Origin of the sequence: Thalassococcus lentus (assembly GCF_028023555.1) — a bacterium.
In the GTDB taxonomy this organism is placed as follows: domain Bacteria; phylum Pseudomonadota; class Alphaproteobacteria; order Rhodobacterales; family Rhodobacteraceae; genus Thalassococcus_A; species Thalassococcus_A lentus.
On sequence record NZ_JAQIOY010000001.1, the window covers coordinates 434,713 to 458,207 of the forward strand.

The window sequence follows — 23,495 nt, forward strand, 5'->3', positions numbered from 1 at the left end:
CGATCCATGGCGCTTTTGCCACGTGACCATCAGACCAAAGCTGACATCTATGGCGCTATTCGCTGGCCATTGCGCCTGACCCGTTGGGGTATGGTGGCCGAACAGGCAACCCGCGCATTCTGGCCGCTTTGGTCGATCATATTTGTTGTGCTGGGTCTGCTGATGCTGGGCCTGCAGGATATGGTTGCGACCGAATGGGTTTGGGCGGCCGGTGCGGCGTTTGGACTGGCTGCGCTGTGGGCGTTGGTACGTGGGGCGCGGCAGTTTCACTGGCCCGCCCGTGACGAAGCTCTTCAGCGTCTGGACGGCACGCTCAGGGGTAATCCGATTCAGGCTGCATTGGACCAACAGGCGATAGGCACCGACGATCCGGCGTCCGGGGCTGTTTGGTTGGCGCACCAGAAACGCATGCGAGACAGGCTGAAAAAGGCGAAAGCCGCGGAACCGGATCTGCGCGTCGCCAAGGCTGACCCTTATGCATTGCGCTATGTGGCGGTTCTGACGTTGTCGGTTGCGCTGCTTTTCGGCTCTTTCATGCGGGTTCAGTCGGTTACCTCGATGGGGGCTGGTGGGCCGGATCTCGCGCAGGGGCCGACATGGGAAGGCTGGATGGAGCCGCCGCGCTATACGCGGCTACCGTCGATCTATCTGAATGACATCATTGCACCATCACTGGACGTGCCCGAGGGCGCGCAGATCACTCTGCGTATGTATGGTGAAGTTGGCGCGCTGACGGTTACCGAAGATGTATCGGGCCGACCGATTCCAGAAGACGGGATGCTTGAGACGGCGCAGGAATTCGAAGTCGTGCGATCGGGCGCACTGACGATCGATGGTCCCGGTGGCCGGATTTGGCAAATTGCATTGATCCCTGATGCGTCTCCTACGGTCGCACGGGATGGTGAAATCGAAGTGAGCTACGAAGGCGAATCTGAGATTCCTTTCGCCGCCACGGATGATCACGGCGTGGTTGGGGGAATGGCCCGTTTCGAATTGGTTCTGGCAGATGTCGACCGCCGCTATGGTCGGAGTATCGACCCGGAACAGCGACCAGTTCTTGAGGTTCCGCTGAGCATGCCGATTTCGGGCAGCCGCGCGGACTTTACCGAGATGCTCGTGGCGAATTTCTCATTGCACCCTTGGGCGAATTTGCCAGTGCGACTTGAACTTGAGGTCGAGGATGCCCGTGGCCAGAAAGGGTATTCAGAACCCGAAGTTCTGAACCTGCCTGGCCGGCGCTTTTTTGATCCGGTTGCAGCAGCCGTGATCGAGCAACGGCAGGCGCTTTTGTGGAACCGTGTAAACGCGGCGGATTCGGCGCTTATTCTGCGGGCAATCACGCATAGGTCTGATGCCTTGTTCCGCAAACCAGAACATGCCCAGCAATTGCGCGATATCCTAAAGGAAATGGAACAATATGCGTCGCTTGGCCTGACGGATGAACAGCAGGACGACTTGGCGCAACGGATGTGGGATCTGGCTCTCGAACTGGAAGAGGGTGACCTTCAGGACGCTCTTGAGCGGTTGCAACGCGCGCAGGAACGTTTGGCAGAAGCAATGAAAAACGGCGCTTCGGACCAAGAGATCGCCGAACTGATGCAAGAGTTGCGTGAGGCGACAGATGACTACTTGCGCCAGTTGGCGCAGCAGCAGCGCCAGCAGGCCGAACAAAACCCTGAAATGCAGCAGCAGGGCGATCCGCAAAGCATGATGGAGATGTCTCAGAACGATCTTCAGGAAATGATGGACCGGATTCAGGAGCTGATGGAACAAGGCCGGATGGCCGAGGCGATGGAAGCGCTCGAACAGCTGCAGCAGATGATGGAAAACATGCAGGTCACCGAAGGCCAAGGTCAGGGCGGCCAGTCTCCGGGTGAACAGGCCATGGAGGGTTTGTCAGAAACACTCCGGGATCAACAGGGGTTGTCGGACGAAGCATTTCGTGACCTGCAGGAGCAGTTCAATCCGGGCCAAGGCCAGCGCGGCGAACAGCAAGGGCAACAAGGCGATGGCCAACAGCAACAGGGCCAGGGACAGCAGCAAGGTGAAGGCCAAGGTGAAGGTGAGCAACAGGGTGCCGGCGAACAGCAGGGTGCGGATGGTCAGGGTGGTGACGGGCAATCGCTTGAGGACAGCCTTGCAGACCGCCAGCAGGCACTGCGCAATGAGTTGAACCGCCAACGCCGCAATCTGCCGGGGCAGGGCACGGAACAGGGCGATGCCGCTGCAGATGCGTTGCGCCGGGCCGAAGAGGCCATGGATGGTGCCGAAGAGGCGCTGCGCGACGGAGAGCTGGCCGATGCCATCGGACGGCAGTCCGAGGCCATGGAAGCGCTTCGGGAAGGCTTGCGGAATCTGGGTGAGGCGCTTGCTCAGCAGCAACAGCAAAACCAGGGTCAGCAGGGGATGGCAGAAGGTGGCGATCCTTCGCAGCAACGCGATCCGCTCGGGCGCAATGCGGGCACCACTGGTCAGGTCGGAACCGATGAGGGTTTGTTGCAGGGCGAAGATGTTTACCGCCGCGCCCGCGAACTGTTGGACGAACTCCGACGCAGGTCTGGCGATGCAGATCGGCCCACAGCCGAGCTTGAGTATCTCGAACGGTTGTTGGACCGGTTCTGATCGTGAAAACACCTGAAGACTTGCGTTTGGCGGCATGGGCCGAAATTGCACGCGGCGTAGAGGATCGACATCACCCTGCGCGCAATCCAACCTTGGTCACGGTCGCTAAAGCAGGACCAGAGGCCCGAACCATCGTGCTCCGGTCTTGGGATTCCGGGCGTTCTGTTGCAGAATTTCAAACGGATCGGATGAGCGCGAAGGTCGCTGAATTGGAGGCTGATCCTCGCGCTGGCCTGCATTTTTGGTTGCCGGAAAAACGCCTGCAAATCCGATTTCGCTGTCGGGTTGAGCTGATCCATGCGGATCGTGATCGCTGGGCCCGCATTCCGGATGTTGGCAGGGATGTCTATGGCGGGACGCATGCACCCGGCGTGCCACTGGAAGATCCCGGAGATTTTAAGCCACTGCCGATGCAGGAACGGTTTACAGCCGTGTTGGCTCAGGTGCTTGGCATTGATCTGCTTTATCTGGGCCCGGATCGTCACGAACGCGCTGTTTTTCAGCGTGATGGCAGTAGCTGGGTTGGAGGCTGGGTGGCGCCCTAGACCCAATGGCCGGATCATTCAAGGAGCAGCGCTTCTTGTCAGAATCCATTCCCGGACAGTTTCCGCCTTTGGAAGCAGAGGAATGTTCTTGGACCAAACCAGATAAAAGCCGCGGCCGGTCTTCCAGGCCCATTCGGGCCGGGATGCCAGAAGCCCCTGTTCGACCATTGGGCCGACAAGATGGTGCCATCCGAAGGCAAAACCTTCGCCCGCAATCGCAGCTTGCAGAACCAACGCATAGTCATTCAGACGCAGGCCGCTGCGCGGCGGCTGTTCTGTTATTCCAAACTCATTGAACCATTGCGCCCAGGATGGACGTTCACGAATTGGTTCTTCCAGATGGATCAGGCGTTGGTGCAACAGACCGGTGATGTTGCGCAGATGAAGCGCGGCAGCCATGACCCGTGGAGCAGCAACAGGATAGATGATTTCTTCGGCGATCCGCCGGCAGTCGCAGCCGGGCCAGTTCCCATCGCCCAACCGTATGGCAAGACTAATCGGTTCGACGTTCAGATCCGGCTCCCGGTCACTGGACTGAAGACGCAGATCGATGTCGGGATGGCTTTGCTGGAACGTCTTCAGTCTGGGCAGCATCCAGTAGTTGTTGAATGCAGAAGACGCGCTGAGTGTCACGTGATCGTTGCTGACCGATTGCCGGATCGATGTGGCTGATTGCTCAAGCAACTCAAAGGCACGCGTTACATCAGCAAAAAGCCTGTCACCTGCATGCGTCAGATTTATGCGACGATGGCTGCGTCGAAACAACTGAATGCCCAACGTGGCCTCGAGCTGTTTTATCGAAGCACTAACGGAAGGCTGTTGAACGTTCAATTCCTGAGCGGCGAGCGTGAATGATCCATGTCTCGCAGCGGCTTCGAAAACCATCAAATGGCGCGGTGAAGACAGATGTGTCCATAGGTTTTGCATAATCTGAAATTATCCAAAGCATCAAATTTTTCAACCGTCACAGAGCGCTGTTTTGCGGGTACCACTGTAAATCGAAACATAGGGAGTTCAGACAATGGCACGTCGAGCGCGCGCTGCGAGAAACCGGGCCGACGCCGCGGCTGGCGTTGCAGCGTCCCCCTATGTCCGCAGATCTTTGCCGTTCTTCGATGTCTTGGATGGCGAGCAGATTGAAAAGCTCGAAGCGCAGGTTGACTGGATCATTCAGGATGTCGGCATTGCGTTTCGGGATGATCCCGAGGCTCTGGAACTCTGGCGCAGTGAAGGCGCCAAGATCGACGGCGATATCGTGCGTGCGCCTTCGGACTGGATTCGTGCGCTCTGTGCCAAGGCTCCGCGCGAATTCACCCAGCTTGCGCGCAACCGGGCGCGTTCCGTTACAATTGGCGGCACCAATCAGGTTTTTGCGCCAATCTATGGCGCGCCCTTTGTGCGGGATCTGGAGAAGGGGCGGCGTTACGGCGATATGGATGCGTTCCGCGAGCTGGTTCGCCTGACTTATCTGCACCCGAATTTGCATCACAGTGGTTTTGTCACCTGCGAGCCCTGCGATGTACCGGTCAGCAAACGGCATCTGGATATGCTGATGGCGCACATGACGCTGTCTGACAAACCGCATCTGGGCGCAATCACCGAGATGAGCCGCGCGCAGGACAGCGTAGACATGGCCGAGATCGTTTTTGGCCGCGCGGTGATGGATGAGAACTGTGTGATCATGGGCAACGTGAACACCAACTCTCCACTCTTGGTCGACAAGGTCGTGACCGAGGCTGCGCGCGTCTATTCAACACGCGGGCAAGGAATGATTGTCGTTCCGTTCATCCTGAGTGGTGCCATGGGTCCGGTTTCGACGGCGGCGTCGGTTGCTCAGGCCATGGCCGAAGCCATGATGGTTTGCGCTTATGTTCAACTGTTGCGACCGGGCGCGCCTTTTGTGTTGGGCAACTTCCTATCCTCGATGTCGCTGAAATCAGGCGCTCCGACCTTTGGAATGCCAGAACCGGTTGTTTCCAACTATGCTATTGGCCAGCTTGCCCGGCGGGCGGGCTTGCCCCTGCGCTGCGGCGGCTCGCTCACTGCGTCCAAGATAGAAGATGCGCAGGCCGCCTATGAAAGTGCGGATTCGATGCATTCCACCATGTTGGCAGGTGCGAATTTTGTTCTGCATTCCGCCGGTTGGCTAGAGGGCGGGCTTTGCACCGGATTTGAGAAACTGATCATGGATGCTGACAGGTTGGGCGGCTACCAAAAGGTTCTGACTCAGGGGTTGGATGTTTCCGAAGACGCACTGGCCCGCGATGCCTATGGTGAGGTCGAAGCTGGCGGCCATTTTCTTGGTTGTGGTCACACCATGCGAAACTATCAAACCGCGTTCTATGAGCCGAAACTGAGCGATAGTGAAAATGTGGAAAGCTGGGAAGAAGCCGGTTCACAGGACATGCGCGTGCGCGCCAATGCACGTGTGAAGGATATGTTGGCGCAGTACGAACCGCCGCCAATGGAAGAAGCAACGCGCGAAGCGTTGGAGGCTTATGTGGCCAAACGCAAAGAAGAACTCCCCGACGCTTGGTACTAGGAGAAACACACCGATGCCCGAGATTCAGAAAGACGAAACTGCAACTGGCAAGGCGCTTCCGTCACATGCCAAGGTCGTTGTCATTGGTGGTGGGGTGGTTGGCTGCTCGATCCTGTTTCACCTTGCCAAGTTCGGCTGGAAAGATGTTGTTCTGCTTGAGCGCGATGAACTGACCTCTGGTTCGAGCTGGCACGCTGCAGGTCAGATCCATACGATCAGCTCTGATCCCAACATCTCACGCCTGCAAAGCTACACGATCGATCTCTACAAAGAGATTGAGGAAACATCCGGCCATTCAGTGGGGCTGCACATCACGGGCGGCTTCTACGCCGCCTCGACCAAGGAATGGTACGACTATCTAAAGCGCGAGCGATCGAAGGCGCGATATATGGGGCTGAACCAGGAATTCATCAGCCCCAAGGAATTGGCAGAGCGGCATCCGCTGATTGATCCAAAGCACTACCACGCGGCGTTGTGGGATGATCAGGACGGTGATTTGGACCCTTCGGGCGCGACCTATGCATTTGCCAAATCTGCGCGCGTGCATGGCGCACAGTATTTTACCCACTGCGGTGTCACGGCCATTTCCCAACGGCCTGATGGTTCTTGGGATCTCACAACACCCAAAGGCCAGATCAACGCAGAACAGATCGTCAATTGTGGTGGTCTTTGGGCGCGTGAAGTCGGGCATATGTCCGGCGTGCATTTACCGGTTCAGCCGATGGAGCATCACTACCTGATCACTGACAAAATCCCCATGATTGCCGAGCGTATGGACAGCATGGGAGAGGCAGGCCGTTTGCCGGCCGGTATCGACTATGAGGCCAACATCTATTTCCGTCAGGAACGGCAGGGCATGTTGCTGGGCACCTACGAGCCAAAATCGACCCCTTGGAAGGTGGACGGCACACCCTGGGACTTTGGTCACGAATTGCTGCAACCCGATCTGGATCGTATCGCTGACCGGCTCGAAATGTCCTTTGAGCGCATTCCGGCAATTGGAGAGGCAGGCATCAAGGACATGATCAACGGACCCTTTACTTTTGGCCCAGATGGCAACCCGATGATTGGCCCGGTGCCGGGGATGAAAAACTATTGGGTTGCCGTGGGCGTTATGGCTGGCTTCTGCCAAGGGGGTGGCGTTGGCTTGACCATGGCGGAATGGATGATCGACGGCGAACCGTCCATCGATGTCTGGGCCATGGACGTCGCCCGTTTCGGCGAATTTGCAACGCCGGATTGGGGAACGATCAAATCATCGGAAAACTACGAACGCCGGTTCGTCATGACCTTCCCAAATGAAACACTGCCAAAGGGCCGGATGCAAAAGACAACGGCGCTCTATGACCGGCTCGTTGCCAAGGGTGCATTGATGGATCAGGGCTTTGGTCTGGAAAACGCGCTTTGGTTTGCTGATGGCCCGGACGACGCCCACGAACATCCGACCTTTGAGCGCAATCGGTCGCATGACTACGTGGCGCGCGAAGTCAAAGCGGTGCAAGAGGCCGTTGGCGGCATTGAAATCGCCAATTTTGCCAAGCATGAATTCAAAGGGCCGGGCGCACGCGCGTATCTGGATCAAACCCTTGCAGGTTACGTGCCCAAGCCGGGCCGCCTGACCCTGACACCGATGTTGACGCCCAAGGGTAAACTCTATGGTGATCTGACTGTCGCCTGTCTGGCAGAGGATCATTTCATGTTGTTCGGATCCGGGGCCATGCAAGAGGCGCATCGCCGTTGGTTCGAAAAGGACCTGCCGGATGATGTGACCTATGCGAATGTCTCTGACGATTGGCACGGCATTGCGCTTTCCGGACCAAAGTCGCGGGAACTGCTGGGTCGGATCACGCGCGACGATGTCAGCGCAGAGGCGTTCAAGTTCCGGGACCTGCGTCAAACATTTGTTGGGGGTGTGCCGGTGATCCTGAACCGGATCAGTTTTTCCGGTGAATTGGGTTATGAGATCTATTGCAAGCCGCAGTACCTTTTGCGCCTGACAGAAGCTGTCGAAGAGGCGGGCGCTGATCTGGGTTATCGCTGGTATGGCGCGCGCGCCCTTATGTCGATGCGTCTGGAAAAAGGCTGGGGTGTCTGGACGTTGGAGTTCCGCCCTGACTTTGATGCGGTAGAGTCTGGGATGGATGCCTTTATCAATTGGAAAAAAGATTTCGTTGGTAAAGAGGCCACTCTGGCTATTCGCGACAGCGGTCCCAAACAGAAGCTGGTCACGATGACCATCGATGTTGACGGCATTGATGTCAGCAACGACGAAGCGATCCTTCGGAACGGCGAGGCCGTGGGCTATGTCTCATCGGGTGGCTATGCGCACCGTGCAGGCAAGTCTATGGCGATGGGATACGTCACTGCCGAAAACGCTGCTCCGGGCACAACCCTGCAGGTCGAAATTTTGGGCGAAATGTTCGATGCAGAGGTCTTGGGCGGCCCGATCTATGATCCTAATGGTGCCAACATGCGGTGTTGAAGCAGTCAATATCCGGGCCACGACCTTTAGAAGCTGACCCAAGCGGCGTCTTTACGCGAAGACTCGATACAGGCGGATATGAAACGCATCCCTTTCAGGCCGTCTTCGATGCCGGGTGTGTGTGCCCCTGCCTCTGGCGTTCCGCTTTGGTCATTTCGAATGATGTTGGCTGCTTCGGTATACAGCGTAGCAAATCCTTCGAGATACCCTTCCGGGTGACCCGGCGGGATACGGGTGTTTCTCTGGCCTGCTGCGGTTGATCCTGCGCCAGCTCTGGTCAGGATCTGCTTGGGTTCCCCAAAGCGCGTAAAGTGCATGACGTTCGGGTTTTCCTGTTCCCACTCAAGGCCGCCTTTGGTGCCGTGCACCCGAAGACGAAGAGCGTTTTCATTGCCGACGGCGACCTGACTGGCCCAAAGCATGCCTTTTGCACCACCTTCAAAGCGCAGCAGAACGTGTACATTGTCGTCCACAAGCCGCCCGGGCACAAAAGCATCAAGATCGGCGGCCAAGGATGACGCATTCAGCCCTGTCACGTAGCTGGCGAGATGAAAGGCATGGGTGCCTATGTCACCCACGCAGCCCCCGGCGCCTGACTTTGAAGGATCAGTGCGCCAATCGGCCTGTTTGTTGCTGATCTCTTCGGTGAGCCAGTCTTGCGCGTATTCAACCTGCACGACCCGAATGTCGCCCAGATCACCGGACGCAATCATATCGCGCGCCTGTCGGATCAGCGGATAGCCGGTGTAATTGTGCGTCAGGAAAAACTGTGCGGCCGATGCATGCGCGGCTTGCGCAATGGCTTCGGCTTCTTGTGCTGTGGACGCCAAAGGTTTGTCACAGATCACGTGAATACCCGCGTTCAGGAAGGCAATCGCGGGCGCTGCGTGCATGTGGTTTGGCGTAACAATTGCGACCGCATCAATGCGATCTGCCCGGCCAGATTCCAGACGCACCATTTCTTCAAAACTGACGTAGGCGCGATCTGGCGCGATTCCAAGCTCGGCCGCGGACGCACGCGAACGGTCAGGATCAGAACTAAGCGCGCCGGCAACGAGTTCCCATTGATCATCAATGCGCGCCGCTATTCTGTGCACGGCACCGATGAAAGCACCCTGCCCACCGCCAACCATACCCAGCCGCAAGCGGGTCATCGGTCCAGACCCAGCATTGATTTGATCTGCTCTTTGTCTGTGTCCCCTCCGGCGAAATCGTCAAACGCTTTATCGGTCACATCGATGATGTGAGAAGCGATGAAAGGGGCACCTTCTGCTGCGCCTTGTTCGGGCGACTTCAAACAGCATTCCCATTCCAGCACCGCCCAGCTGTCATATCCGTATTGCGCCATTTTCGAAAAAATCCCGCCAAAATCGACCTGACCGTCGCCAAGGCTCCGGAACCGCCCTGCCCGGTCGACCCAGGACTGATAGCCTGAATAGACACCCTGACGGCCATCCGGGTTGAATTCGGCATCCTTGACGTGGAAGGCACAAATGCGTTCGTGGTAGATGTCGATGAAGGACAGGTAGTCCATTTGCTGAAGCAGGAAGTGCGAAGGGTCATAGTTGATTTGCGCCCGTGCGTGCCCATCAACAGCATCGAGGAACATTTCATAGGTAGCCCCGTCAAACAGATCCTCACCCGGGTGGATTTCATACCCGATGTTGACGCCCTGTTCTTCGTAGGCATCCAGAATTGGCCGCCACCGGCGCGCAAGTTCCGCAAAGGCCTCTTCGATCAATCCTCCGGGGCGCTGTGGCCATGGGTAGAGATAGGGAAAGGCCAGTGATCCCGAAAAGCTGACCGAATTGTCCAAACCAAACCGCCGGCTTGCGCGGGCGGCTTTCATCAACTGATCCACGGCCCATTCCTGCCGGGCCTTTGGATTGCCGTGGACGGCTGCCGGGGCAAATGCATCGAATGCCTGATCATAGGCCGGGTGTACGGCAACCAGCTGCCCTTGAAGGTGCGTGGAAAGTTCTGTGATTTCGACGCCAGCGTCTTTGCAGATCCCTTGAACCTCGTCGCAATAGGCTTGGCTTTCGGCGGCCTTTTCGAGGTCAAACAAGCGCGTATCAAATGTTGGAATTTGAACACCCTTATATCCAAGATCTGCGGCCCATTTCACAATGCTGTCTAATGAATTGAAGGGCGCTTCATCGCCTGCAAACTGGGCGAGAAACAGCGCTGGTCCTTTAATGAGTGATGCCATGATGTTTTTCCTTCAACGTTCAGACTCCGGCGGCGAACCGCCGAAAAAATCAGGTGAGCATTCCCTGGGCTTCATCAGGTTGCAGTGCTTGGGGGCGTTTGCATGTGGTGGCGATCTCGACAAACGATCCTGTTTCCCCAGAGCGTAGAATTGATGTCATCACATCGACAACATGCAGTGAAAACTCCAGCGAACAGCGATGATCACGGCCTTCCGCGATGGCCAGCGCCATATCCGCCAATCCCGATGCGCGATAGTTGGCCCGATCGCCGTCATTGGGGACACTGAACGGGTGTTGCCATTCGGGCATGCCATTCACGAAACTGGCACGCTGGGTCATTCTGACTTCGCCACCAAAGAAATTCGGGTCGGGTACATGCAGCGTGCCTTCGCGTCCGTATAGCTCCATGTTGGAATGGTCGTGCTGCCACACATCCCAGCTTGCGCAGTAGGTGATCTGCGCGCCGCTGTGGAACTCAAGAAGGGCATGAACCGTCGTCGGAGTTTCGACCTTGATCGTTTCTCCATTTCGCGGCTGAGAGGTGATCGTTCTCTCGGCCGAAGCCATACCGGCTGTGGCGCCGACCCGTTTTACTGGGCCGAGCAACTGGACAAGGTTCGAGATATAGTACGGACCAAGATCAAGAATGGGTCCGCCACCCGGCTTGAAAAAGAAGTCCGGATTTGGATGCCACATTTCCATGCCGGGGCTTTGGACAAAACACGTGCCTGACGTGATCTTTCCCACCGAACCGGAGTCGACCAGATGGCGTGCCAACTGATGCGCTCCGCCAAGAAATGTGTCGGGTGCAGATCCGACGCGAAGCCCACGTTTGCCAGCCAGCTCAGCCAGCGCTTTGCCCTCATCCAGCCCCAGAACAAAGGGCTTTTCCGAATAGACGTGTTTTCCCGCTTCAAGGACCTGCTTTGAAATTTCAAAGTGCGCTGCCGGAATGGTCAGATTGACAACAATGTCGATGTCATCTGCGGCCAAGAGACCCTCTACCGTTTCGGCCCGTAGTCCAAACTCGTCAGCGCGCGCTTGGGCTGCCTCTGCATTCATGTCGGCACAGGCACGCATTTCGATTCCTCGAAACATCGGCGCCAGTTTCATGTAGGCCGCCGAGATGTTGCCGCACCCGATAACTCCGATACCCAGTGTCATTGTGTATGGTTCCTTTCAGAGGTTGCGGAAGGCAGCGATAGAGCGGCCCGCAAACCGCGTCGCATCATTGGGCTTGTCGTGCTCCATGACAAACAGATCGACCTGAGCAGCTTTGAGAGCAGACATGATGGCAGTCCAGTCCATTGTGCCATGCCCGACATCCGCCCAGCCGTCTTCATCCTCACACTCTCCATCCGCGGCAATGTCTTTGACGTGGGCTGTGGTGATGCGATCGGCGTGCGCATTGATCCAAGCAATAGGGTCAGCATTGCCCCGAACGATCCAGGCAATGTCGGCTTCCCAGTCGATGGATGGCGCATGCTCCAGAAGCAGATCCATGGCCAGCGCCCCTCCGGGCAGGGGCATGAATTCCCAATGGTGATTGTGCCAGCCAAACCGCAGCCCAGCGTCGTTTACCTTTTTGCAGGCCTCTTCCAGACGGTTTGCCAAGGAGATCCACGCATCCACGTCACCACCAGCCCGAAGATTGTCTTCGGGTGCTGGGCAAAAGACGCGGTCCATTCCCAACGTGCGCGCTGTGGCAATGGTTTCGTCAAGGCTGTCTTCAAAATTCGATACCGGGAAGAAGTGCCCGGACGGCATCTTCAGGCCCGCTTGATCCAAGGCATCACGAGTGGCCTTTGGGTCGTCGTAGACTCCGCCGAATCCTTCAACCTGGGTGTAACCGGCTGCCGCCAGCATGGCGTAGACATCCGACCAGGGTGTGAATTCGCGTGCGGAATAAAGTTGAAAAGAAACGTTCATTTCATGTGTTCCTGGGATTGTGCAGACATGCCGTTTAGAGGCGAGTTTCGCTTGTTTTATCAAAGATATTGGCCATTGCCGGGTCGAACCCGATGTTCAGAGCATCGCCGTCAGCCACTTCGGATTGACCGTCGATCCGCACCCACAGACGCCGATCCCCAATAAGGACCCGGACCAGAGTATCGGACCCCAGCGGTTCGACATGTTGTACGGTGGCTTCCAACTGGATCGGCATAGTTTTTGCTTCAGTACCGACCGCGATGTGCTCGGGACGAATTCCAAGCCAGGCCGTGCCATCTTGTGCGCCGCCTTCGCCGAACTGGTAGCCGTTCAGCGAGAATGTACCGGCATCGCATGCAAAGCTCTGGCCGTTCTCACCAATCTTGCCATCAAAGAAGTTCATGGATGGCGAGCCGATGAATTCTGCGACGTATTTGCTGGCCGGGCGGTTGTAGATTTCCTTGGGCGAAGCAAGCTGCAGGATTTTTCCATCGCGCATGATCGCGATTCTGTCGGCCAGTGTCATCGCTTCGATCTGGTCATGCGTGACATAGATCATCGTGTTGCGCAGGCGCTTATGAAGCTCTTTGATTTCGGCCCGCAGGTCGGTTCGCAGCTTTGCGTCAAGATTGGACAGTGGCTCATCGAACAGGAAAACGTCGACATCCCGGACCAGCGCCCGACCGATGGCCACTCGTTGGCGCTGTCCGCCTGAAAGAGCACCGGGCTTGCGTTTGAGGAGGGGTTCAATCTGAAGAACCTTTGCAGCCCGGTCGATACGTTCGGCGATCTCTGATTTGGAGAAACCTGCGTTTTTCAATCCAAATGACAGATTTCCTTCTACGGTCATTTGCGGATAGAGCGCATAGGACTGGAACACCATGCCGATGCCTCTGTCAGATGGCTCTTCCCATGTCACATTGCGGCCCTGAATAAAAATCTGCCCATCCGTTACATCAAGCAGACCGGCGATGCAGTTCAGCAGCGTGGACTTTCCGCAACCGGATGAACCGAGCAGCACAAGAAACTCGCCTTGCCCAATATCCAGGTTCAGGTTTTTCAGGACTTCAACGGCCCCGAAGCTGAGTTCGAGATCACGGATTGTGATACTGCTTTCCATGGATTCAGCCTTTCACAGCGCCGGCGGCAATGCCGCGCACAAAGAGTTTGCCGGACACGAAGTAAATCGTAAGTGGGACAAGAGCGGTGATGATGGTCGCCGCCATGTTGACGTTGTATTCCGTGACGCCTTGGGTCGTGTTGACGATGTTGTTGAGCGCGACAGTCATCGGATAGGATTCAGGCCCGGTGTAGACAACGCCAAAGAGGAAGTCGTTCCAGATGCCGGTGACCTGAAGGATGACCGCGACGGTAAAGATTGGCAGCGACATTGGCAGAAGCACCCGGAAATAGATTCCCCAGAACCCAGCACCATCGACACGGGCGGCCTTGAACAGTTCTTCTGGCAAAGACGCAAAGTAGTTGCGGAAGAGCAGGGTCAGAATGGGCATTCCAAAGATCGTGTGGACGATCACAAGCCCGGACAGATCTCCATAAAGTCCAAGCTCTCTGAGCATGATGACAATCGGGTAGAGCATGACCTGATAGGGAATGAATGCACCGAAAATCAGGATGGCAAAGAACAGGTTGGCCCCTTTGAAACGCCAGTTCGCCAATGCATATCCATTCACGCTTGCAATGATGATGGACAGGATCACAGAGGGGATCGTGATCTTCACCGAATTCCAGAAATAGCCGCTGAGACCGTTACAGTTCAGTCCAGTACAGGCCTCGGCCCAGGCCTTTACCCATGGTTCAAACGTGATCTCAACGGGCGGAGCAAAGATATTGCCCAGCCGGATTTCCGGCAGGCCTTTCAGTGAGGTGACGATCATCACGTAGAGCGGAATTGCGTAGTAGATCGTCACCATCAGCAAGGTGCCGTAGAGAAAAACATTTTTGCGCGAAAAGGCGCGTTGCGGTTTCGGGCCGCGTGGGCCGCCGTCAAAATCATTCACGGTCTGCGAAGCTGCGGGGATGGTCCGGTCATCAACCATTGTTTTTCTTTCCCCCGAATTCGAGAATTGCCCATGGCACAACGATGATCGCAACGGTGACGAGCATCATGGTCGATGCCGCAAAGCCCTGCCCGAGATTGTTGTTCCTGAACATCATGTCGTAGACGTATTTGGCGGGTACTTCTGTTGCGATCCCGGGGCCGCCACCGGTCTGAGCGACGATCAGGTCAAAGACTTTGACGATGCCGGTCACAACCAGAACAAGCGTTGTGATGAAAACCGGGCGCATCATTGGGATCACAATGAAAATGTACGTTTTCCATGCGGGGATGCCGTCGACCCGCGAGGCCTTCCAGACTTCTTGATCAATGCCGCGCAACCCGGCGAGCATCAAAACCATAACCAGTCCGCTGCCCTGCCAAAGTCCGGCGATCAAAACACCAAAAATGGCGATTTCCGCGTTGTAGAGCGGATCGAATGTAAAGCTTTCCCACCCAAGGCCGCGCATGATGTTCTGGACGCCGAACTCGGGGTTCAAAATCCACTGCCAGACCAAGCCTGTCACGACAAAGCTCATGGCGTAGGGATAGAGGATCACGGTTCGAACCGTGTTTTCAAATCTGATTTTCTGATCGATGAGCGCGGCAAGGATAAAGCCGATCACAAAGACAAGGATCAGCATGGACAACCCATAAATCGCGAGGTTCTCGATTGCGATCAGCCACCGTTTGGTTCCCCAAAGGCGCTCGTACTGGTCGAGGCCGATCCACTTCATTCGGGGCAAAAGGCCCGACTTTGTGAAGCTGTAGACAATGGTCCAGGCGGTCCCACCAACAAACACAAACAGCGCCGTGACGATCATCGGGATCGCTGACACTTTTGCATTCATGTTCCGGAAAAGCTGGTTGGGGCGTTTGGACGCCATGGCTTACCTCTTTCGCGCGCTCTGACCTGTTTCTCCGGCCCGCTGATCAGCGGGCCGGAGCTTGGACATTTTCGGGATCACTCGGCGTCTGCGATGATGTCCACGAATTGCGCCTGCGCGTCGGCAGCCGAGATCGACTTGTCGGCAAAGAACTCGGTGAAGAGCGTGTTGATCTGGTTCACCGTGTCTGGGGTTGCCAGCATGTTCACGTCAGGCAGCAGCGCGCCGTCAGCCAACAGAGCCAATCCCTTTTGCATGCAGTCATTGGCAGCCGAAAGGTCGATGTCGCCGCGGACCGGAAGCGATCCCTTGGCGAGGTTGAAGTTCACCTGAACCTCAGGCTTCAGAAGAAGCGCTGCCAGTTCACCCTGCGCTGCGGCAAGGCTGTCGTCCTCGAGAACCGGGAAATAGAATGCGTCGCCGCCGGTCGAGAGCCGCGGGTTGGTACCCAGACCCGGCAGGCAGCTGTAGTCTTCGCCTGCTACCGCTTCGGCCACGGCAAATTCACCTTGCGCCCAGTCACCCATGATCTGGCCACCGGCCTGCCCGGCAATGACGAGGTTCGTCGCGTCGTTCCAGTTCTGGACGGTCGATTTTGCGGCCATGTCACGCGCTTGTGCAGCCGCGTCGAAAACGGTCGCGACGGCATCACCGCCGGCAACTTCGGTATCCTTGTCTCCGTACACGCTCAGGAAAACTTCGCTGGGAAGCAGCGAGGCCATCATCACGTTGAACGCGCCGGATTGCTGCCAACCTTGCTGACCCATAGCCAACGGAATTTTGCCTGCGCCTTCCAGTGCGCCGGAAGCGGCGGAAAACTCAGCCCAGTTGGTTGGAACATCGACGCCAGCATCTGCAAATGCCTGATGGCTGACCCACAGCCACTGCCACGAGTGAATGTTGACAGGCGCACAATAGACCCGGCCATCGACGGTGCAGGCATCCAGAAGTGTGGATGGGTTTACCAGATCGAGCCAGCCTTCGGCTTCGGCGATGTCTGTGATGTCGCGCAACAGGCCGGCTTCGATCAGCTCTTCGGCCTGACGGCCATGGTTGAACTGAAAGGCTCCCATTGGATCGCCGCCGGTGATCCGGCTGACCATGACGGCGCGGGCATTTTCGCCGCCCGCGATGGCTGCGTCGACCCACGTGTTTCCTGTGGCGTCAAAAGATTTGGCGAACTCGGCGACAGCGGCGGCTTCGCCGCCCGATGTCCACCAGTGCATGACTTCGAGTTCTGCGGCTCCAGCGGCACCCGCCGAACAAACGGCTGTGCTCGCGACTAGAAGGCTGCGGATGGTTTTCATGGCTCTCTCCCTGAAATGCCCTTTGGGCTGATATCTTTCTATGCAATCGATTACATAGCGCGAAAAAGGAAATACAGCGGCTTGTAATCGTTTACAAGAAAAATATGATCTCACCATCGCAGTCCGGATCGCTCATAGTGGATCAAGACGCCCGCGAATTGGCAAAGGAACAAAATTGGTGACCCAGAAGGTTACGAAAATTCAGGATGTTGCACGGGCTGCAGGTGTTTCCACGGCGACGGTCAGCCGCGCGCTGAGCAATCCCGCGGTGGTCGCCGAAAGCACCCGACGGGCCGTTTTTGAAGCCGTTGAGGCGACCGGCTATCGTGTGAATCAGGCGGCGCGGAATCTCCGTCGACAACGCGCAGGCGCGATTTTGGTGTTGGTTCCGAATCTGGGAAACCCATTCTTTTCGCAGATTCTGGCGGGGATCGACGCAGGCTTCGCCGAGACCGATTATGCGGTGCTCATAGCGGATACGAACAACAGCCATTCTGTTGGCCGGAACCTTAACGCCTACCTGATGGATTCCCGGGTTGATGGCGTCGTTGTGCTTGATGGTAACGTCCAGATCTCAAGTGTTGGGGATCTGAAGTCTGATAGCGGACAAAACCGCGTCGTTTTCGCCTGTGAATGGGTAGAGGACACGCCCTGCCCATCTGTGCGCAGCGATAACCCGAAGGGTGCGCGATTGGCGATCCGCCACCTCTTTGAACTCGGACATCGCAAGATTGCCCACGTCACTGGCCCCAAGGGCAATGTTCTGACCAAAGCGCGCCGCGACGGGATGCTCGAAGAACGTGCTTTGCTCGAACTACCTTTCCGGGACGATTGGATCATTCGCGGTGATTTTTCTTTGCGCTCCGGATACGAGGCTGCCGATAGCATCATCGCCATGGATGAACGTCCAACCGCTGTTTTCTGTGCATCCGATCAGGTCGCGCTTGGTCTGATTTCGCGGCTGACCCAAGCGGGGATTCGGGTGCCGCAGGACATATCCGTTGTCGGGTTCGATGATATCGAACAGGCCGAATACTATAATCCACGGCTGACGACGATCCGCCAGAATCGGCCACAACTGGGCAAGTCAGCCGCTGAGCTTATGCTGAATGGCCTCGACGATCCCAGCAATCCGATTGAACCGGGCCATGTCCATCTTCTTGATGTTGAGCTTGTCGTACGCGACAGCACCGCGCCGCCGTCAGATTAATTCCAAAACTGTTTGCGCCGGACGGTTGGCCTAGTCGGGATCAACTTTGCCACGCAGCGCTTTGACCTCTCCCCGCGCTTTTTTGGATTGAAGACGCCGCTTTTTGGAACCCAGTGTTGGCCGTGTCGGGATGCGGCGCTTGGGCTTTTCAAGGGCCTTCAGGATCAGCTCTTTCAGCCGTTCCCGTGCTATATCGCGATTGCGCGCCTGGCTGCGCGTTTCATCCACTTGCAGAACCAATGCGCCCTCTTTGGTCCAGCGGCGACCTGCCAATCGTTTCAACCGGTTTTTGACCGCACCCGGAAGGTTGGGCGAACGTTCGGCTTCAAATCGCAATTCAACGGCAGTGGACACTTTGTTGACGTTCTGCCCGCCCGGCCCAGAGGCACGGATAAACTGTTCAGTCAGTTCCCAATCTTCAATGGTGATGGTTTCGTTGATCTGCATGGTGCTTCTATATCGAAAAAGGGCCGCCCTTGTCAGGCGGCCCTTCGAGAATACGGAGGCGGGGCCGGTTAGGCTCTGCCAATTCGGTGGGCCAAAGCCCCAGGGTCTGCCCTAGAGCGCGGCCTCCCGAACTGTTCCGACACCTCTCTCCAATGACTCTCTTGACACTGGATCACCTCCTTTCAGCTGTTGAAAACGCAAGATGATGTTGCCACGGCTGTGGTGATCCACAAAGTCTTTTTTCACCTCATAGAGCAGGTTGTGCTTTTCCTGCCTTCGAAACGATCATTCTGAAGGGGATCAGGGCGATCAAGGCAAGGGCGAGTTTGACCAACCAGTCCGCAAAGGCGAGCGAAACCCACAAAGGAAGCTCAGACCCGAAGCCAAGGAAAGGCACGGCATCCCATGCCCAGCTGACGGCTTCGTCGGCTTGCGCGCCAAAAACCGCAACACTGGCCGAGAAGGCGATCGTGAAAAACAATGCTGTGTCCAGTGCCGATCCCACAAGGGTGCTGATCAGCGGCGCGCTCCACCAGCGTCCTTCGCGGAAACGATTGAAGATCGATACGTCGACCAATTGCGCGGTCAGGAACGCAATGCCGGATGCAACGGCCACGCGCAGTGGAACAGCAGCGTATGTATAGCCATCACCCTGAAGCATGATCTGGCTGCCGATGAGCGAGCAGATAACGCCAGTGGCAAAGCCAGCGAGCACGACTTTCCGGGCGGCCTGCACCCCATAAAGACGGTTCATCAGATCTGTAACCAGAAAGGCCAAAGGATAGGTGAAAGCACCCCACGTCAGCCAGTTTCCAAAAAGGTACTGCACGAGGATGTTCGAAGCGACGACGATGGTCGCCATGGCAAGAATGCCGGGAAGGTATTTGCGCGTCATTATATGGACCCGTTTTTGCAAGGTTGCGGGGACTTGGCCCGGATCATTCCGGACGGGCGGGCTTTAGGCTCTTAACCACGCTATGGCAAGGGGACAGTGATGCGATACTCAACGAATTCGGTCCGCTGAAGCGCTCGGAAATTGTCATCTGAGATCATTGTGATCCGTATGTCGCCGATTTCGTCCTGCCAAACACCCAGCCCTTCCAGATTGTCGTGGCGCAGCAGACTGGTGCTAAGGAGTGTTTGTTCAGCCACGACCTGATCGTTTTCTATAACAAAGCGCCGGACTCTGCTTTTGAACCCGAACCCGTTGAATTCACGCTCTAGCAGATAGAGCGCGTCATCCGGTCCGAAATCGGCACCGACAGGAAGAAAACCACCGTCGCGGCGCAGACCAAAAGGCTGGGTCCATTGACCATCGTAGCGCCAAACGGGAAACGGCCGCGTCAGTTTTCCAGATCGTTCCGGGATGGCGTAGATGTGTCCCCTCCGATCCAGTGCCAGAGACTCGAGCCCGGAATTGCCCTGAAAATTTGAAAAGGCCTCGGGCCTTGGCAGGCGATCAGCCTGTTTCAATGTGGGGTAAGCCCAAACGCGATGACCGCCTTCAAAGGAAACATAAATTGTTTCGCCGGGCGTGCCTGCCAGACCTTCGGCGTCAGTACGCCAGCCACGCAGGGGCTGCCCTTTGTGATCTGGTAGTGGCACAGGGGGGCCAGAGGTCACCCGGATGATGCGGTCTTCGTTGCGCTCTATCGTGCCCTCGACCACACCACCCCTGTCGCTGATCGCAACAAACCGGGATCCATCTGCAGACAGTTCTAGGCCTGAAAAACCCCCTAGGTTGTGGTCCTCTGCGCGCCACAGATAGCTCCCAAGAAACTCGGCGGCCTGCGAAGAGGCCGCCGATGGAAGCGCCAAAAGCGCAGCAAGAAAAGAGGCGCTTAGCGCGCAGCCAATACGTCGGCGCATTGTCGTGGCAAATCCGCCATTGTCAGTTCACGCCGTGGTTTTGGCGGAGGTGCGTTTGGATCAGGTGGGGGCGGGTTCAGGATATCGCGCACCCAACGTTCGGCATCCGCGCAGCCATCACCAGCCGGTGGAGCTGCCTGTCCATTGCAACCTGGCGACCCTTTCGGACACCCGAGCCGTACGTGGAAGTGATAATGATGACCCCACCACGGACGGATCTTTCGCAGCCAGGCGCGATCGCCTTTCTCAGCTTTGCACATCGCAACTTTGGCGCCGGGGAACACCAGAATGCGTTCCACACGCGGGTCTTTGGCGGCGGCTTTGAGAATTTCGTGATGCGCACGCGTCCAGTTGTTGTTTGTATAGGCACCCGATGATCTGCGCGTTGAAATGGACGACAGGTTTTCCCGCTGTTTGACCGTTAGGTTCAGATCTTTTGCAGGCAGCATCCAAATGTCCACGTCCAATCCGATTTGGTGGCTGCGGTGGCCCGTCAGCATCGGCCCGCCGCGCGGCTGGCTCATGTCACCGACGTACAATCCATTCCAGCCGGGTTGCTTGGCGGCCTGCCGGGACAGCTTCTTTACGAAATCGACCAGTTCCGGATGACCCCAGTTCCGGTTCCGGGACAATCGCATCGCCTGCCAGGTCGGCCCGGTTTCTTCAAGCTGAACGCCTCCGGCAAGACAACCTTTCGAATAGAACCCATGCGCTGCAGGTGATTGACCAGACCCTCCACGCTTGGCCCCGAAAAGCTGTTTTGCTTGTTTTGAAGCAATGACGGGATCCAGCGGTGCACGCTGTGTTTTGACCCGCTCGCCCGAAATGTCGCGCCCGGAATTTCCGCCGCCACAAGCGACCAGTAAACCAACCAAAAGCAGGGCAAAAATACTGCGGATCATTTAGGCTTTACTCCCTCTGGATTAACCCAGCGTAGCAGAAACAGCCCCAAGAGGAAAAGAACGATCACCGGGATATAGCCCAATTGGTTGCTTTGCGTCCAAGCCGTCGCGACCGATACCATAGCCGGTGCCAGAAACGCAGTCGCGCGCCCGGTCAGTGCAAATAGCCCGAATGCCTCGGTCGCGGTTTCGGGTGTACAATGCCTGACCATCAACGACCGTGACGCCGAATACATGGCGCCTCCAGCGCCGCCAATCGCTGCGCCACACAGATAAAAGATCATGTCAGGAAGCCCGGACCCTTCCTCAAGCGGAATGCCAAACAGGCTTTCACGGGACATACCCACAACGACTGCGCAAACCGCGATCAGAACCCAGATACAAAACACGATGACGGGTTTCGGTCCGAGCCGGGCATCCGCCAAACCGCCGACCCAGCTGAGAATTGCCGCAGCGATGGCCGCGATAATGCCAAACACACCAATTTGGATCACGGTCCATTCCAGAACGAGGTTCGCGTAAACACCGCCCGCGCTGTACAGCATGGTCAGCGCATCGCGATAGAACATAGAACCCAGCAAAAAGCTGCCATAGCTGCGTTGGCGAAAGGCGCTTTTGATGCTGCTCCAGAGACGGCTGAGCGCAACGCCAATGTTCGCCCGCTCGTTGGTCGGCTTCTCTTCGGTCCACAAAAAGAACGGAATAGCGAAGATTATAAACCAGATCGCGATGAAGGGTCCGACTGAGCGGGTGCCTTCGCGCGTTTCGGGATCCAGACCAAAGATTGGATCAATCCCCAGCAGGGTTTTACCGCTGTCGTTTTCCGCAAAAAACAGCAGCACGACGAAGAGCGAAAGAACACCACCCCAGTAGCCAAAGGCGGTTGCGCCGCCACTGATCCGACCGGCGTCCTCATTGTCGCCCAGTGATGGAAGGATAGAATTATAGAGCGCGAAAGCCGATTCCGACGCCACGAAGCCGACCCAGAACAAAAGCAGAGCCATCATCAGGCCCTGACCGTCCGGCATCAGGCCCCAAAGCATCGCGGCACAAATGGATGCGATCGCGACAAAGAAATAAAACCACGGTTTTCTGCGGCCGGTTGCACCGGCCCAAGCCCCGATCAGGGGCGCTGAAAAGGCGATGACCAAACCTGCAATGGCTTGCGCGCCTGTCCACAATTCCTGTGCCTGAACGCGGGCTGCTTCGTCTGACAGACCTTCGGCGATAAAGTAACCCACCGCGACCGCCGCAAAATAAGGTCCAAAGATGAAGGTCAGACCCAGCGTAGCATAGGGTTGCTGCGCCCAATCAAAGAACATCCAGCCCCAAATGCGTTTTCGGAGCGAGATTGCTCCCTGCTCAGATACATCTGCCATCTTATCCCCCTGTTTTGCAGCGATAGAACCCCGTGCGCGGCTCTGTGGCAAGACAGGAATGCCGGACGCTGCGTCAGCTATCCTGCATTGGGGGCCAGGGTCTTTGGTCTTCTGCTGCGAGCCATGCCTTGACCCAATCCGGCAAATCGGGCGCATCTGCTGGCTCAAGGTCCATTGCTTTCAGAACGATGTCGGTGGCAACGATCCCATTGCGATCTGTCACAGCGCCGCGATAGACAGCGTGGCTCGCGCAGTCGCCGTTCGATTTCCACATACTCTGTTCGAGATACATGAACTTGCCATCCCATCCGAGCAGGCGCGAGCGCATTTCGATTTTATCAAAGGCACGGACACGTCTGCGGTAGCGGACAACCGCGCCCGCCATAGTCAGACCCCATCGTTTGCGCGCCAGCAGCTTCAAAAGGCCGGATCGCTGAGCCAGCGGAATGCGCCCAAGGTCATACAGCGTCAAAGTGCGACCGTTGTTCAGCTCCATCCAAAGATCGAGATCCCAAGGCCAGCAAATGTGATGCGAAATATGCGTCTCACCAAGTTGCAGTTCTGGAAGTGATCGGGCCTTGAGACCGGATGCCAACAGGCGAATAAACGGATACATTCAATTGCTCCTTATTTGTGCCCTGACTGATCCTGCTGCTGATGAAGGTCAATACCGGACCCTGCGGCACTTGTGATTGGGCCGGGCGCAGCCTATTTCTTGCGCAAACAAGGAGTTCTGCAAATGCAAGCGATCGCCGGGCCAATTGGGCTCATTCTCGACGTCGTATTTTTTGTGATGATCGTACACATCATCATGAGCTGGCTGATCAATTTCCAGATTTTGAACCTGCGTCAGCCGATCGTTGCGCAGATTTGGGATGGTTTGAACCGGTTGCTGGAGCCGATTTACCAGCCGATCCGGAGAATGTTGCCGAATACCGGCGCTTTGGATCTGGCCCCTCTCGTCGCCTTTATCGCGCTTATCTCGCTCCGGGATTACATTCTGCCAACCATGCTGTGTGGCGGACGTCCTCTTGGTTTCTGCGGATAAGCCCGATTTGGCTGGTCGCAGGGCTTGATTAACCGATTCTTAGTATGAGACAGTGCC

At 56.8% G+C, this 23,495-nt stretch carries 21 protein-coding genes; 6 read left to right on the forward strand and 15 right to left on the reverse strand.

Translation table 11 applies throughout. The features are described 5' to 3' along the window. Positions 1-6 precede the first annotated feature (6 nt). Positions 7-2,622, forward strand: a complete 2,616-nt coding sequence (locus PFY00_RS02125) for a DUF4175 domain-containing protein (protein WP_271430862.1) — start codon at positions 7-9, stop codon at positions 2,620-2,622. Between the two features lie 2 nt (positions 2,623-2,624). Further along, the gene (locus PFY00_RS02130; protein ID WP_271430863.1) at positions 2,625-3,167 is read left to right on the forward strand and encodes a pyridoxamine 5'-phosphate oxidase family protein; all 543 of its coding nucleotides are present in this window, start codon (positions 2,625-2,627) and stop codon (positions 3,165-3,167) included. Between the two features lie 18 nt (positions 3,168-3,185). Here PFY00_RS02130 and PFY00_RS02135 read toward each other — a convergent pair whose 3' ends face one another. After that, entirely contained in the window at positions 3,186-4,094 is a 909-nt protein-coding gene (locus PFY00_RS02135; protein ID WP_271430864.1) for a LysR substrate-binding domain-containing protein, read from the reverse strand. A 94-nt stretch (positions 4,095-4,188) separates the two neighbouring features. On the opposite strand from PFY00_RS02135, the gene PFY00_RS02140 reads away from it, so the two are divergent. Together PFY00_RS02140 and PFY00_RS02145 are read left to right on the forward strand one after the other, a co-directional pair. Beyond that, positions 4,189-5,709, forward strand: a complete 1,521-nt coding sequence (locus PFY00_RS02140) for a trimethylamine methyltransferase family protein (protein WP_271430865.1) — start codon at positions 4,189-4,191, stop codon at positions 5,707-5,709. Between the two features lie 13 nt (positions 5,710-5,722). Continuing rightward, a complete protein-coding gene (locus PFY00_RS02145) occupies positions 5,723-8,191 on the forward strand; it encodes a GcvT family protein (protein ID WP_271430866.1) in 2,469 nt (822 codons plus the stop codon). Between the two features lie 26 nt (positions 8,192-8,217). Here the strand turns inward: PFY00_RS02145 and PFY00_RS02150 are convergent, their stop codons facing one another. The 8 genes from PFY00_RS02150 to PFY00_RS02185 all read right to left on the reverse strand — a co-directional run bounded on the left by PFY00_RS02150 (position 8,218) and on the right by PFY00_RS02185 (position 16,583). After that, positions 8,218-9,345 carry a Gfo/Idh/MocA family protein gene (locus PFY00_RS02150; RefSeq protein WP_271430867.1) on the reverse strand — a complete coding sequence of 376 codons (1,128 nt, stop codon included), beginning with the start codon at positions 9,343-9,345 and terminating at the stop codon, positions 8,218-8,220. Beyond that, positions 9,342-10,403 (reverse strand): sugar phosphate isomerase/epimerase family protein, encoded by a 1,062-nt coding sequence (locus tag PFY00_RS02155; protein WP_271430868.1) that lies wholly within the window; start codon positions 10,401-10,403, stop codon positions 9,342-9,344. Before PFY00_RS02155 ends, PFY00_RS02150 begins: the two co-directional genes overlap by 4 nt. A 49-nt stretch (positions 10,404-10,452) precedes the next feature. After that, positions 10,453-11,568, reverse strand: a complete 1,116-nt coding sequence (locus PFY00_RS02160; protein WP_271430869.1) for a Gfo/Idh/MocA family protein — start codon at positions 11,566-11,568, stop codon at positions 10,453-10,455. Between the two features lie 15 nt (positions 11,569-11,583). Next, on the reverse strand, positions 11,584-12,333 hold the full coding sequence (locus PFY00_RS02165; RefSeq protein WP_271430870.1) for a sugar phosphate isomerase/epimerase family protein: 750 nt from the start codon (positions 12,331-12,333) through the stop codon (positions 11,584-11,586). A gap of 34 nt (positions 12,334-12,367) precedes the next feature. Next, positions 12,368-13,453 carry an ABC transporter ATP-binding protein gene (locus PFY00_RS02170; RefSeq protein ID WP_271430871.1) on the reverse strand — a complete coding sequence of 362 codons (1,086 nt, stop codon included), beginning with the start codon at positions 13,451-13,453 and terminating at the stop codon, positions 12,368-12,370. 4 nt (positions 13,454-13,457) lie between these two features. Then, positions 13,458-14,390, reverse strand: coding sequence for a carbohydrate ABC transporter permease (locus PFY00_RS02175; RefSeq protein WP_271430872.1), 933 nt, complete (start codon positions 14,388-14,390; stop codon positions 13,458-13,460). Continuing rightward, entirely contained in the window at positions 14,383-15,276 is an 894-nt protein-coding gene (locus tag PFY00_RS02180) for a carbohydrate ABC transporter permease (RefSeq protein ID WP_271430873.1), read from the reverse strand. Before PFY00_RS02180 ends, PFY00_RS02175 begins: the two co-directional genes overlap by 8 nt. 77 nt (positions 15,277-15,353) lie before the next feature. After that, positions 15,354-16,583: an ABC transporter substrate-binding protein gene (locus tag PFY00_RS02185; RefSeq protein ID WP_271430874.1), complete on the reverse strand. Its 1,230-nt coding sequence runs from the start codon at positions 16,581-16,583 to the stop codon at positions 15,354-15,356. A 178-nt stretch (positions 16,584-16,761) separates the two neighbouring features. On the opposite strand from PFY00_RS02185, the gene PFY00_RS02190 reads away from it, so the two are divergent. Next, positions 16,762-17,793, forward strand: a complete 1,032-nt coding sequence (locus tag PFY00_RS02190; RefSeq protein ID WP_271430875.1) for a LacI family DNA-binding transcriptional regulator — start codon at positions 16,762-16,764, stop codon at positions 17,791-17,793. Positions 17,794-17,823: 30 nt separating this feature from the next. Here the strand turns inward: PFY00_RS02190 and arfB are convergent, their stop codons facing one another. The 6 genes from arfB to PFY00_RS02220 all read right to left on the reverse strand — a co-directional run bounded on the left by arfB (position 17,824) and on the right by PFY00_RS02220 (position 23,006). Then, the gene (arfB, locus tag PFY00_RS02195) at positions 17,824-18,240 is read right to left on the reverse strand and encodes an alternative ribosome rescue aminoacyl-tRNA hydrolase ArfB (protein ID WP_271430876.1); all 417 of its coding nucleotides are present in this window, start codon (positions 18,238-18,240) and stop codon (positions 17,824-17,826) included. 247 nt (positions 18,241-18,487) lie between these two features. Continuing rightward, entirely contained in the window at positions 18,488-19,135 is a 648-nt protein-coding gene (locus PFY00_RS02200; protein WP_271430877.1) for a queuosine precursor transporter, read from the reverse strand. A gap of 80 nt (positions 19,136-19,215) precedes the next feature. Then, on the reverse strand, positions 19,216-20,109 hold the full coding sequence (locus PFY00_RS02205; RefSeq protein WP_271430878.1) for an esterase-like activity of phytase family protein: 894 nt from the start codon (positions 20,107-20,109) through the stop codon (positions 19,216-19,218). Further along, positions 20,082-21,011, reverse strand: a complete 930-nt coding sequence (mepA, locus tag PFY00_RS02210; RefSeq protein WP_271430879.1) for a penicillin-insensitive murein endopeptidase — start codon at positions 21,009-21,011, stop codon at positions 20,082-20,084. Before mepA ends, PFY00_RS02205 begins: the two co-directional genes overlap by 28 nt. Further along, positions 21,008-22,390: an MFS transporter gene (locus PFY00_RS02215; protein ID WP_271430880.1), complete on the reverse strand. Its 1,383-nt coding sequence runs from the start codon at positions 22,388-22,390 to the stop codon at positions 21,008-21,010. The genes mepA and PFY00_RS02215 overlap by 4 nt, the downstream gene beginning before the upstream one ends. Before the next feature lie 73 nt (positions 22,391-22,463). Further along, a complete protein-coding gene (locus tag PFY00_RS02220; RefSeq protein ID WP_271430881.1) occupies positions 22,464-23,006 on the reverse strand; it encodes a thioesterase family protein in 543 nt (180 codons plus the stop codon). Between the two features lie 123 nt (positions 23,007-23,129). Here PFY00_RS02220 and PFY00_RS02225 point away from each other — a divergent pair, with 123 nt between their 5' ends. Next, entirely contained in the window at positions 23,130-23,438 is a 309-nt protein-coding gene (locus PFY00_RS02225; protein WP_271430882.1) for a YggT family protein, read from the forward strand. Positions 23,439-23,495 lie beyond the last annotated feature (57 nt).

Coding starts and splice junctions, on each gene's coding strand:
- PFY00_RS02125 (WP_271430862.1), top strand. CDS start 7: ATGGCGCTTTTGCCACGTGACCATCAGACCAAAGCTGACATCTATGGC.
- PFY00_RS02135 (WP_271430864.1), bottom strand. CDS start 4,094: ATGCAAAACCTATGGACACATCTGTCTTCACCGCGCCATTTGATGGTT.
- PFY00_RS02140 (WP_271430865.1), top strand. CDS start 4,189: ATGGCACGTCGAGCGCGCGCTGCGAGAAACCGGGCCGACGCCGCGGCT.
- PFY00_RS02145 (WP_271430866.1), top strand. CDS start 5,723: ATGCCCGAGATTCAGAAAGACGAAACTGCAACTGGCAAGGCGCTTCCG.
- PFY00_RS02150 (WP_271430867.1), bottom strand. CDS start 9,345: ATGACCCGCTTGCGGCTGGGTATGGTTGGCGGTGGGCAGGGTGCTTTC.
- PFY00_RS02155 (WP_271430868.1), bottom strand. CDS start 10,403: ATGGCATCACTCATTAAAGGACCAGCGCTGTTTCTCGCCCAGTTTGCA.
- PFY00_RS02160 (WP_271430869.1), bottom strand. CDS start 11,568: ATGACACTGGGTATCGGAGTTATCGGGTGCGGCAACATCTCGGCGGCC.
- PFY00_RS02165 (WP_271430870.1), bottom strand. CDS start 12,333: ATGAACGTTTCTTTTCAACTTTATTCCGCACGCGAATTCACACCCTGG.
- PFY00_RS02170 (WP_271430871.1), bottom strand. CDS start 13,453: ATGGAAAGCAGTATCACAATCCGTGATCTCGAACTCAGCTTCGGGGCC.
- PFY00_RS02175 (WP_271430872.1), bottom strand. CDS start 14,390: ATGGTTGATGACCGGACCATCCCCGCAGCTTCGCAGACCGTGAATGAT.
- PFY00_RS02180 (WP_271430873.1), bottom strand. CDS start 15,276: ATGGCGTCCAAACGCCCCAACCAGCTTTTCCGGAACATGAATGCAAAA.
- PFY00_RS02185 (WP_271430874.1), bottom strand. CDS start 16,583: ATGAAAACCATCCGCAGCCTTCTAGTCGCGAGCACAGCCGTTTGTTCG.
- arfB (WP_271430876.1), bottom strand. CDS start 18,240: ATGCAGATCAACGAAACCATCACCATTGAAGATTGGGAACTGACTGAA.
- PFY00_RS02200 (WP_271430877.1), bottom strand. CDS start 19,135: ATGACGCGCAAATACCTTCCCGGCATTCTTGCCATGGCGACCATCGTC.
- PFY00_RS02205 (WP_271430878.1), bottom strand. CDS start 20,109: ATGCGCCGACGTATTGGCTGCGCGCTAAGCGCCTCTTTTCTTGCTGCG.
- mepA (WP_271430879.1), bottom strand. CDS start 21,011: ATGATCCGCAGTATTTTTGCCCTGCTTTTGGTTGGTTTACTGGTCGCT.
- PFY00_RS02215 (WP_271430880.1), bottom strand. CDS start 22,390: ATGGCAGATGTATCTGAGCAGGGAGCAATCTCGCTCCGAAAACGCATT.
- PFY00_RS02220 (WP_271430881.1), bottom strand. CDS start 23,006: ATGTATCCGTTTATTCGCCTGTTGGCATCCGGTCTCAAGGCCCGATCA.
- PFY00_RS02225 (WP_271430882.1), top strand. CDS start 23,130: ATGCAAGCGATCGCCGGGCCAATTGGGCTCATTCTCGACGTCGTATTT.